Annotated in this window: 5 protein-coding genes; 2 read left to right on the top strand and 3 right to left on the bottom strand. The window is 47.0% G+C overall.

Going from position 1 to position 11,130, the window contains the following annotated elements:
- Window positions 1–9: 9 nt before the first annotated feature.
- Both EOPP23_RS19345 and EOPP23_RS19340 read right to left on the bottom strand, forming a co-directional pair.
- A complete protein-coding gene (locus EOPP23_RS19345; RefSeq protein ID WP_153767644.1) occupies window positions 10–1,041 on the bottom strand; it encodes a substrate-binding domain-containing protein in 1,032 nt (343 codons plus the stop codon).
- Between the two features lie 330 nt (window positions 1,042–1,371).
- Window positions 1,372–2,661, bottom strand: coding sequence for an OprD family outer membrane porin (locus tag EOPP23_RS19340; protein ID WP_153767643.1), 1,290 nt, complete (start codon window positions 2,659–2,661; stop codon window positions 1,372–1,374).
- A gap of 323 nt (window positions 2,662–2,984) precedes the next feature.
- On the opposite strand from EOPP23_RS19340, the gene EOPP23_RS19335 reads away from it, so the two are divergent.
- Both EOPP23_RS19335 and EOPP23_RS19330 read left to right on the top strand, forming a co-directional pair.
- Window positions 2,985–7,985: a ricin-type beta-trefoil lectin domain protein gene (locus EOPP23_RS19335; RefSeq protein WP_153767642.1), complete on the top strand. Its 5,001-nt coding sequence runs from the start codon at window positions 2,985–2,987 to the stop codon at window positions 7,983–7,985.
- Window positions 7,986–8,094: 109 nt separating this feature from the next.
- Window positions 8,095–9,024 (top strand): DMT family transporter, encoded by a 930-nt coding sequence (locus tag EOPP23_RS19330; RefSeq protein WP_153767641.1) that lies wholly within the window; start codon window positions 8,095–8,097, stop codon window positions 9,022–9,024.
- Window positions 9,025–9,043: 19 nt separating this feature from the next.
- On the opposite strand, the gene EOPP23_RS19325 is transcribed toward EOPP23_RS19330, so the two are convergent.
- A complete protein-coding gene (locus EOPP23_RS19325) occupies window positions 9,044–11,086 on the bottom strand; it encodes a DUF3604 domain-containing protein (RefSeq protein WP_194842684.1) in 2,043 nt (680 codons plus the stop codon).
- Window positions 11,087–11,130: the final 44 nt, after the last annotated feature.

Raw genomic sequence — 11,130 nt, 5'->3', positions numbered from 1 at the left:
AATCGAGCCTTACTCGTTAATACCTTTGGTACCACGGCGCTGCAGATACTTGTCCCAGTAGAAGTCATCAGCGTTATTCTGGGATACGATGGAGAAACCGTTATCCACGAAAGGAACCGACATAGGGTTAAATCCTGAACGTGCGTAGTCGTTCATTGGGTCAATCAGATTCTGACGACTGGCCATGTAAAGCAGCATGAATCCCATGTAACCCTGCATACCCTGGTTCGGGTTAACAGAACCAAAGATCTCACCTTCCTTGATCATGTCGAGAATTTTACCGTTAACGTCAGCGTTAAATACTCGAATCTTACCACCCAGCTCTTTAGACGCCTGAGCTGCGCCCAGTGCTGAAGTCGCTTCCGGCATGAAAATCGCACCCAGCTTCGGATTAGCCTGAGCCATACTCATAGTCGCATTGTAAGCTTTAACCGCATCGGTATTACTGGCAGCACGAGCAACCAGTTTCATATCAGGCCACTTGTCCTTCATACGCTGAACAAAGGCTGTTACACGACGGTCGTGGTTATCCTGTCCCGGGTTTTCCAGAACAGCGTATTCACCTTTACCACCCATATCCTTGGCGATGGTATCAGCAGCGTATTTACCTTCACTGTAGTTATCAGAAGTAATAAAGGAAGCACGCTTACTGTTTGGAGAATCTGCAGCAAAGGTAACAACAGGAATACCCATCTCTGCTGCACGGTTTATTGGCTCAATAAATGGGTCAGGGTTCATTGGGTGAAGTAGAATACCCGCCGGCTTTTTCGCCAGAATCTGTTCAAACGTTGTCAGCTGTTTGTTCACGTCATATTCAGGGGTGCCGGTATAAACTGTTTTACAACCCATCTGCTGGGCTGCCTGTTTAAACATTTCGTAAACCGGGAACCAGTATTCAACGCCGGAAACCATCACATTCATGTAGAAGGTTTCGCCTGGTTTACATTTGAACGACGAGAGGTCTGGAGTGGCAGGAGCAGCTTGTACGCTTCCGATAAAAGTGGCAACCGAGAGGGCAGCACCCATGAGCAGCTTTTTCATTGTTTCACACCTTATTATTGTTCTATGTGATAACTTCTTTGAATTCAGGCTGCCTGTATATCGCGGCTCGGGCAACCAGTAATAACTGTTTCAGGCTTATTACTGCTTATGCCTTGATAGATATTTCGCTCAGTGAAATAAATACCACACCCTGAATTTAATTTCATACTCACAGAGTGTCAACCGTTTTTGCAAAAAATTTCAGATTATGGTTTTTGTTGCAAAAATGCAGGATCTTGCAGTCAGCTGAAAGCTTTCAATGACAGGAAAAATCCGACCTCAGAGGGAGTAAGGTCGGATTTTCAACAAGGAGATCAGGTATTAACTAACTTAGAACACCGTAAAATCGTAAGTCACATAAAAACGGTTTGTGTCTTCGTCATACAGTGTTCCTGGCTTGGTAGTTCCTCTCGCTCCAGTCGGAGTACCATCAGCCCTATAGTTGTCGTATAACCAGCTCACCTTCAGCCCCTTGAACTGACCATCAAAGGCATAAGATATAAAGCTACCATATTCTTTACGGCTAAAGTCGTTCAAATCCTTGGCACTGCTGCCCTTCGCATACCAGACTTTCGCATCCAGCCCAGGCATGCCCTGATCGGCAAAGTTATAACCGGCACTTACGACATACGCAGTCTCATCTTCCAGCATAAAACCTTCCCATTGAGAAAGGCTGGAGTTAAACGCGCCATGGCTTTCTTTAAACAGCTTATTGTCATAGTCACCATCAGACGTCCTGTTATAACCGGCACTTACCCATACGTTACCGACATTTAACTTGGCGTTCAGGTTGTAGTACTTGGATTTATAGTTGGCGTTACCGTACAATTTACCATTCTCTTTGGCTGTACCGTAACGACCATCAACGGCAACGGCCATCGAGTTATCGAGATCGAAGGTGTAACCAGCCTTGAAAAAATTCTTGGTGAGATAATCTGTTGAAGCTGCCGTTTCTGCTGTCAGGCCTACACCTGCCACAGAATAAGTAGCACCGAATATTCTTACATTATCAATCTTGTCTGTGCCATTGGTCAGGTCACTACTGAACTTAGAATCATTTCGAGCACTGAAACCATCAATTTGTGTCGCGTAAAGCCCCAGACCAGCAACGTTTACGGCCAGATCAATACCATTCGTGCTTGAACTCAACAAACGAGAGCCATTGTCCCCATATTGTTCAAGCGAACGGTTTTTAACACCAATATCCGCCTTCAGTTCAACCTGATCAAAAGTGTACCGGGTCTTCACATAAGCTTGCTGAAATCCTGCTATACCATTGGCTTTACCATCACTTCCCCGTTCAGTGTTAGTAATGCCAATACCTTTGCCGTTCTCTGTACCTTTCTTGACACTCAAAGGACTGACAAAACCTGCAGTGACCACTGCACCAACCATGTCGTTTACATAACCGCTGTCAAAGTCAGCGACTAAACCATGAACCCACTCATCAAGGTTGTAGCCAGAGTCACTTTTATGGTCATCGTCAAAATAGTAGTTTTTGTAGGTTACTTTCAGGCTTGGATCGATGGTCATTGCTTCAGCCTTGACCTGTATAGAAGCACTGGACACTGCAGCAAGGATCGCAGCACTCAGCAGGTGTTTCTTATAGTTATTTTTCACTGAATAATTCCTGGTGTGTGTTTTTATTGTTGTATTGACCAGTTATTCAAACTTCAAAAAGAAGTCGGGCTATTCACTGCTTAAACCGACAAACTCTGATTACTTCTATATTCACATCGACAACAGTCTCAGTCAGGACTGTGACCTGACTCTCTTTACCGAACAACTCTTAATATGATAAAAATTTCTATCAATGAAATAAATATCAGAAGAAGAAATTAATATCGCACAAAAGTTCTGTCAACAATATTTCATAAAACGGTCACTTTTACTTTCCATTCAAAAGAGGAGGAACCACCGACTCAAAACCACCTGACAAAACAATGCACCCACCACTATCCATGGTGTTGAAAGATAAAGACGCTGTTCAAAATCAACCACTGAGAATAAAAATAATGAACCGAAGATGGTTAAAAGCAGCGATGGCATCAGCCATACTCTGCTCTGGATATGCAACGGCTGATGTACAAGGCCCGGGCTTGGGAAACCTGACTTATAGCTCCAGCGAACTGTTCAAACCCATTTCATGGATTGACCGAAACAACGGTATTCCCGCTACCTACCCAAGCCGAAAAGCTTTTGGTGCCAATGTCGGTATCATGCTGAACGGCTACTTTATGACTATGTTTGCTCCGGACAGCGGTAAAGGTCCCGGTGGCTGGCTGGTGTACGACGTCTCTGATCCACGAAATATTTCTTTAAGAAAAACGGTATACGAACCAACGGGGCGTACCCGTGAGTTCCGTGAGCCTCATGCATTCGGTGTCAGTGAAATCAATGGCAAATCATACGTCGCCGTGCAAACAATTAAGGGCGTGGAGTTCTGGGATTTCACCGATGTCGATAACATTCAGCAGGTCTCCAAACTGGTATTGCCGGGTGTTAACGGTGGAGACTATTCCAGCGTTTCCTGGCAGTTATGGTGGCAGGCACCATACCTCTATGTGTCTAACGCCAATCAGGGCATGTATATCGTTGACGCTTCTGACCCGGAGCAACCTTATATAGCGAACCGAGGAAATAATCGCCCCAATCCTGTTCCTCCCGGTGAACTTGGCGGCTTTAGAGTTGGTCCCGTTTTTAGCATAGGTAATCAGCTGGTATTGACCAGTATGGACAACACCAGTGGTTGGGCCAGTCTGGATATTTCAGATCCGTTAAATCCTGTTCTGCTGGACACTGTCAGCAGTCATAATAAGTATTATGCGACCTGTTTCGACGGTACTAAAGTTCATGCTTCTACTCGTGGCTCTAATGCCAAAATGGTGACTTACGATCTGTCTGATCCCAATGAGTTCGTACTGGATAACAACAGTCTGAGAGTTGACCACATGCTCTATTGCGGGACTCAGGACGATTACGTCTTCCAGGGTGCCGAAGACTTCATGCATAAAATTGATATCAGCAATATCAATAACTATGTAGAGCTGGGTAAAGGATTTCTGCCAAGAAGTAATACTGACCATGGTCAGGTAGCCCCAATGGGCAACCTCATCTACATCGGAAACGACCATGGCACAGGTAATGCTTTCATGGTTCACGATGTAAATCCGGACACTACACCGCCTGCTATTAAGCAGGTATCCCCTCGCGACGGAGCTGCCAATCAGGCGATTACTTCCAGAATCGGTATCGCCTTCTCTGATACTGTGCTCTATGAGTCGCTCAATACTAATAGCATCCAGTTACTGGATGACGACAGCAATCAGGTATCAGGTACCTTCAGTGCCCAGCTGGGTATTGTGAATTTTTCACCTGCTGCGCCTTTGAAGGCTAATTCTGAATATACGATTAAGATCGTTCAAGGTGGTGTTTCTGATTATGTTGGCAATACTGTTGCGGCAGAGTTTACTTCTACTTTTACAACAGCATCGTCTTCTACAGTTCCTGTCCAACACTGGCCGCTGGACACGGACACTCAGAATGTCGTGAGTGGTAATCACGGAACTCTTATCGGTGGGCAGTTACAGGCTGCTGGCGGAGTTGCTCAGGACGCTAATGGCGAATGGATCAGTCTGGAGCAGGACATTTCCACTTTGTTAGGCAGTTCTTCCTCTCTGGCCTTTTCCATGAGTACAACACAGGCAGGCAGCAACAATGCCTGGCTGGCACCGGGTATCGCTGGTCGAGATCATGCGGGTGGGACAAATGATGTGTTCTGGGGCTGGATTGATGGCTCAGGAAAACTGAAATTATCCGCAGGTAATGATACTGGTATTACATCACCGGAAGCTGTTAATGATGGTGCTCTTCACCACTATGTTCTGACCCGTGATTCCAGTACTGGCAGCCTTGTTATGTATCAGGATGGCCAGCAACTAGTCAGTGGCTCTGCCAAATCAGGTGTTCTGGGTGGGCAAACCTATAACAGCTATAGGAAGCTGGGCACTATTGACCAGAACCCAACCAATTTTCAGGGTTTCCTGGATGATGTGCGCATCTATAACAAGGTTTTGAATGCCACTCAGGTCAGTGAGCTGTATCAACAACTGAATGCTGGTGTCACTCAGGAGACCCGTGAATCAACACAGGAAACTGGCACTGCATCAGAGTTTACCGCGGTCACTCAAGGTGACAGTTCCACCACTTATAAGTGGAACTTCGGCGACGGTATCAGTACCCAGCCTTCTACCAACCCAATAGCTACACACACCTATACACAGGCCGGACACTATGAAGTGATTCTGACTGTGACCACAGGCAGTGTCAGCCGGAATTACAACTTTGTTCGTACTGTTTCCAACCCTCTGACAACTAATACACCCACGGCTTCATCGAAAATAACCGGCTCTGGCAGCCTTGTGTTTAACGTTAACCCTGACAACAACACGGTTACCGCGATTCACAGGCTTGGCATGAATAAGGTCTGGGAGACCAGTGTCGGTAATCACCCAGCTACTGTCGCCGTGGATAACACTGGTCTTATCTGGATAGCCGTTAAGGAAGATGACAAACTCGTTGCCCTGAACAGCTCCGGCAGTAAGGTTCGCGAAGTACAGTTGAACTATGGCGATGGTCCTTATGGCGTAGCCTTTATTCCGGGCACAGGCACAGGCCTTGTTACTCTGCAAAGCAGCGGTGAAGTGCTCAGCTTCGACGCAGCTACCGGTAATATTCTCCAGCGTCGTGCCGTAAATGCTGAACCCAGAGGTATTGCCATCAGTGGTGATGGGGCTAATGCCTGGATTACACGACTGCGCTCAACAGATCAGGGGTTGATTACTCAGATCAACACCTCTGACCTAAGCACCGTCAAAAACATTCCACTACAGGTAGACAGCTCCACCGTTGATGCGGAAGACCGCGCAAGAGGCATTCCTAATTACCTCACGCACATAGCTGTTTCTCCCGATGGCCTGAAGGCTTTTGTTCCCTCCAAAAAGGACAATATTCTTCGTGGAACCTGGCGGGATGGTGAGGCGTTGACTCACGACTCTGCTGTGAGAGCCATTCTTTCCCAGATCGATCTGAATCAGGGACAGGAGCTGAGTGATCGCCAGTTTGATTTCAACGACCGCGATGCCCCGCATGCTGTAGCCTTCACGCCACTGGGTGATTATGTGTTTGTGGCTATGCAGGGTTCCAACAGTGTCGAAATTGTTGATGCCTACTCGGGCGCTCATATGGGAGCCATCGACAATACCGGTCTTGCTCCTCAGGGTGTCTGGGTTGATGGTGAAACCAAACGAGCCTTTATCTATAACTTCACGACTCGAAGCGTCAGTATTTACGACATTGATGATGTAATCAGTTCCCTGTCTTTCTCACCAAATCGTCTGGCCAACGTAACCACTGTTGGTTTTGAACGTTTTAACAGCGAGAAACTGCTGGGATTGCAGATTTTCTACAATGCCCGTGACCCAAGAATGAGTCGAGACGGCTATCTCAGTTGCGCTAGCTGTCACCTTGAAGGTGATGATGACGGAACCGTCTGGGATTTCACTGATCGTGGCGAAGGTCTGCGAAACACCATTACTCTGAAAGGCCGTAAAGGCATGGGCCATGGCAATGTTCACTGGACAGCGAACTTTGATGAGATTCAGGACTTCGAGAACGACATTCGTAACGGTTTCGGTGGTACCGGATTCCTGACCGACGCTGACTTCAACAATACCTCCAACCCTCTGGGCAATCCAAAGGCCGGACTAAGTTCAGATCTGGATGCGCTGGCGACCTACGTTGCGTCATTGGATGAGTTTGATCGAAGTCCGAGTAAAACAAGCAGTGGCGAGCTGACCATCGAGGCAACTACTGGCGAACAACTGTTCAGTGACGTCGGTTGTGCCACCTGCCACAGTGGCCCGAGCTTCACGGATGGCCAACGTCATGATGTCGGAACCATCAAACCTTCATCCGGACAGGGAATCAGCCAGCCATTGCAGGGCGTTGGCTTTGATACACCAACGCTGCTGGGCGTATGGCGAACAGCGCCTTACTTCCATGATGGCCAGGCTGCAACGCTTGCAGATGTAATATCGTCAGGTCACGGAGCAAACAGAACACTGTCTGTCGTTGAACAGAATGCTCTGGTCGTTTATGTAGGAAGCCTTGATGGTGTCACCCAGCAAAGCCACCTGAAAATCAAACAGGTTCATGAAGACAAGTGCTGGAGCGTAAATGCTGTTGCTGGTGCCGAGATTCAGAGACTGACCTGTAGCGATGCGGCTTCCCAACAATGGAGCGAAGATACTCAGAGTCGTTTCCACCCTCTGGCCAATGAAGCACTCTGCGCAACAGCCCAGGCTGCCAATAACAGTAATTTCACCCTTGAAGCCTGTTCCGACAGTGTGAATCAGCAATGGCAAACTGACGGCAATATCATTCTTTCTTCAGCCAACAGTAACTTCGCGATTGATGCCTATGCAGGGCAACCCAGCAAGATTGGCATCTGGCAGTATCATGGCAACAATAATCAGCAATGGCAGAAGCAAACGGTGAATACCGGTGTTACTTTCAATCAGTACCGTAATGCCCGTTATGGCTGTTTGAGTGCTACAGGGCTGAATCAGGACAGCAATGTTGTCGTGAATAATTGTGACAGTTCTGATTCACAACAATGGAGTCATTACGCAGATGGCAGTATTCATCTGAAAGCTGACACTGGTTTCTGTCTTGATTACAAAGGAGAAGCTAACAACAACGGCCAGGTGGTTCTCGCCAGTTGTAATAGCAGTGACAACCAGAAGTTTGACTTCGATAACGGCCTGCTGAAGACCCGTAAGAATGACAACTATGTTGTTGATGCCTTTGGTTCCACCAACGGCTCCAATGTCGGTATCTGGACACAGAATGACGGTGATAACCAACAATGGATTATTGAGTAAACGTTAGTCGTTTCTGAACAGAAGCCCGATTTTTTTATTCGGGCTTCTTATTGACCTGTCTACAGGTGCAACCTTTAAAATATCCACTCATGACACTGTGAGTGAACTAATGGTCAACGAAATAACAAGCAAACCTGCTTTGCTTTCCCGAGTAAATATCCCATTCATCAACACACTGTCACCGACTTCAAAAGGCGTTCTACTCGCTCTTATCTCTACTGCACTTTTTGTTGCAGTAGGCGTCATTGTTCGAGTATTAAGTGAGCGAATTGACCTGTTTCAGATATTACTGTTTCGACAGCTGATCTTTGTTGCCGTTCTGATGCCTTCCGTCTTGGGATCTCTGGATGTATTGCTAAAACCACAACAAATACAGCTACACCTGTTTCGTATTCTTGGTGCTTTTGCTGCGCTTTATCTGGGATTTGTCACTGTCAGTAATATTCCATTGGCAGATGCTACGGCTCTCGGCTTCCTTCAGGTGCTGTTTGTCGCCGTTATTTCCAGACTGTTTCTTTCAGAAATTATTGGTAAAGTCCGCCTGTTTACTATTCTATCTGGCTTTGCCGGTGTCATTCTGATTGTACGACCAGAGTTTGAAGACCCTTCTGTCGTTTACACTTTGGCGGGAATAGTTGGCTCACTGGGAGCAGCAGTTGCTGTCGTCTGCGTAAGGAGAATGGCGCAAACGCAATCACGAGTGGTTCTACTGACTTATCAAGCGGTGTTCGTAGGTTTTATAGCTTTGGTTCCAAGCCTGTACGCCTGGCAGTGGCCAAACGGTTATGAACTGATGCTCCTTGTGGCAGTGGGCGTTCTCTCTTCCGTCGCACAATGGATTGGAGTTACCGCCTATAAACATGGGGAAGCCAATATCGTTGCCAATGTCGAGTATATGAAAATGATTTACTCGATTGCTTTCGGCTATTGGCTATTTGGTGAGGTACCGGATTCTCTCTCCATGATTGGAGCTGCCATTATTATTGCCAGCGCTCTTTTACCTTTTGCCTTTAATCGCATAAAGCAAAGTCGCAGCTGATGCTACGACTTTAACAAGATTACCCCTGACTGGCTTCATACCAGACAGGAGACGTCCATGCTCTTTCCTGAACGGTTTTCGGAACGCTTGGGTCAGAGCAAGCCGCAGGCTTTTCTTTATCAGACAGCTTATTGCAGTCGTATGTACTCCAGCGGCAGCTTGGGTTCTCAACGACACGAGCGTAATAAACCGCTGAAACATTCGGGTCGAAGTTTTCATCCTGCCATACACCGCAAAGACTTTGATGGCCGGTGCCAGTCTGCTCACAAGTATTAGTGTTTACAGACATGGTTGGCTGCTTATCGCCTACAACATCAATAATCTCCTGATACATTTTGCCGCTCTCATCCGTCCAGCCTTTAATGATCTGGATTTTCTGCAGTGGTGTTGCACCTTCTTTGGCATCCATCAAGGCACTCAAAAGAAACGATGGCCTGGAGCTGGCAGAAGGTGCTTCAGGCAAATCGCCGCCCATGGCAACACCAGACGCATAAGCCCGGGACACCATATCGGGGTTGCCACACATCTCTGGCTTGTAGTCCCAACCAGCAAAGAAACGCGGCAGAATTCGAGGGCCTGAAGTACCGAAGGTTTCCTTTTTCTTCATCGAGGAAAAGAGAGATTCCCGGGTATTCTCTTCGGCCCAGACACCAGCAATACCACCCGGGTTGTAGCGATATGGTTCAGCCTTTACCAGACCAGGGACATTAATTTCTTCACCAATACGATCTTTTGGTGTGGTATCACCACCGTTGTGACCGGGATAGTTGTCTTCCTCAACGGCACCACCAATGGCCAGATGATTATCCGACGCAGCTATAATACCGAACTTCATGGAGTTGGTTCCGACTTCACGCTGTTCGGTAAGGCCTTCCATTAACACTGAACGAACAAAACTGTAACGGGATACACATCCCTGTAGCTTCATATTTCCTTCACCTTTTTTGTCCCCGCAGTCTTCCGTTTCTTCCTGATAATTACGCAGTTTTTCAAAGTCACAGAGTTCATCAGGCATACCCATAATGCCGGACAGACCATTTCGGCACTCGGAATCTCCCTTGATCTGCATGATCTCAACCAGTCTCTCAACCTTGTTTCTCAACATGGCATAGCGCTGTTTATCCTTTTCGCTATATTCAGTCAGACGATATGGATAAAACATACGACCACTGCTCCAGTTACTGTTGTGAGGAATAACCAGCGCATCACAGTTACCATCAGCTTCAAGACAGTTGTTGTCCAGCCATTCCCATAGTTGTTCCGGTTTCTGAACTTCACGGGCACTCAGAGGAATAGGCGGCACAGTACCGTTGGCATAAATTACGTTACGGTGCATATTGCTGGCCTTTTCTTTCAGGCTGTATTCATAGCCAACAAAGCTGGTGAAATTGCAGGCATCACTGCGGTCATAGGCTTCCTCAGCCGCTTGTTGTGTACGCAGCCACTGATGGTTAACACCTTTCAGGCAACCCATACCATTTTCACCACAAAGCAACGCTGAACGTTCATCAAACATCACCATGGAAGCCATACGAATTAAAGGTTGTGCCGCTTCTCCCAAAGGCAGTTGAGTATCGCCACGGAAAACACTGCAAATCAGCGTGTCATAGGCCTGAGTTCCCGGCGTACTGCAAAGGTAAGCTTCCCCCAGATATTCGGCATGGTCAGTTACCGCAGCAAAATCCAGTGGCCGGTCAATAGTGACCTCTGGCGAAGAAAGATCACCAAGTCGAAATTCAGGTTTTATTGTATCGCCACGGGCAAACTTGTAGGCATCAACAGGGGTTGTCTGGTTACCCCATCCTGCGGCATCGCCAGAGAAACCGGTATGAATATGGAGAGCCCCAAAGTAGGCATTCTTATCTTTGTTCTGATCCTGACAACTTACATGCTTTGAATCTGCGTAGGATGGCGGCTTGGCAGGCTGATTAATATAGGCATGGTACTCGTCATCAGGAATCGCTTTCTGCAACTGATGATCGAGCCAGAAAAAGCCCGCAACCGAGCCAAATGCAAGTAGTATAAACGTATACTTCAATAGCCGTTTAACAAGAGTTTTCATGATTAGACTCATTATTATTTTGAGTCAATCAGACAACTTTCTTA

Source organism: Endozoicomonas sp. OPT23, from assembly GCF_009653635.1.
Classification (GTDB): domain Bacteria; phylum Pseudomonadota; class Gammaproteobacteria; order Pseudomonadales; family Endozoicomonadaceae; genus Endozoicomonas_A.
Note: the sequence above shows the minus strand (reverse complement) of the source record. Positions and strands in the feature narration are given on the sequence as shown.

Bases quoted from the DNA above. Each gene is read 5' to 3' on its own strand.
- EOPP23_RS19335 (WP_153767642.1), top strand. From the start codon at position 2,985: ATGCACCCACCACTATCCATGGTGTTGAAAGATAAAGACGCTGTTCAA.
- EOPP23_RS19330 (WP_153767641.1), top strand. From the start codon at position 8,095: ATGGTCAACGAAATAACAAGCAAACCTGCTTTGCTTTCCCGAGTAAAT.
- EOPP23_RS19325 (WP_194842684.1), bottom strand. From the start codon at position 11,086: ATGAAAACTCTTGTTAAACGGCTATTGAAGTATACGTTTATACTACTT.
- EOPP23_RS19345 (WP_153767644.1), bottom strand. From the start codon at position 1,041: ATGAAAAAGCTGCTCATGGGTGCTGCCCTCTCGGTTGCCACTTTTATC.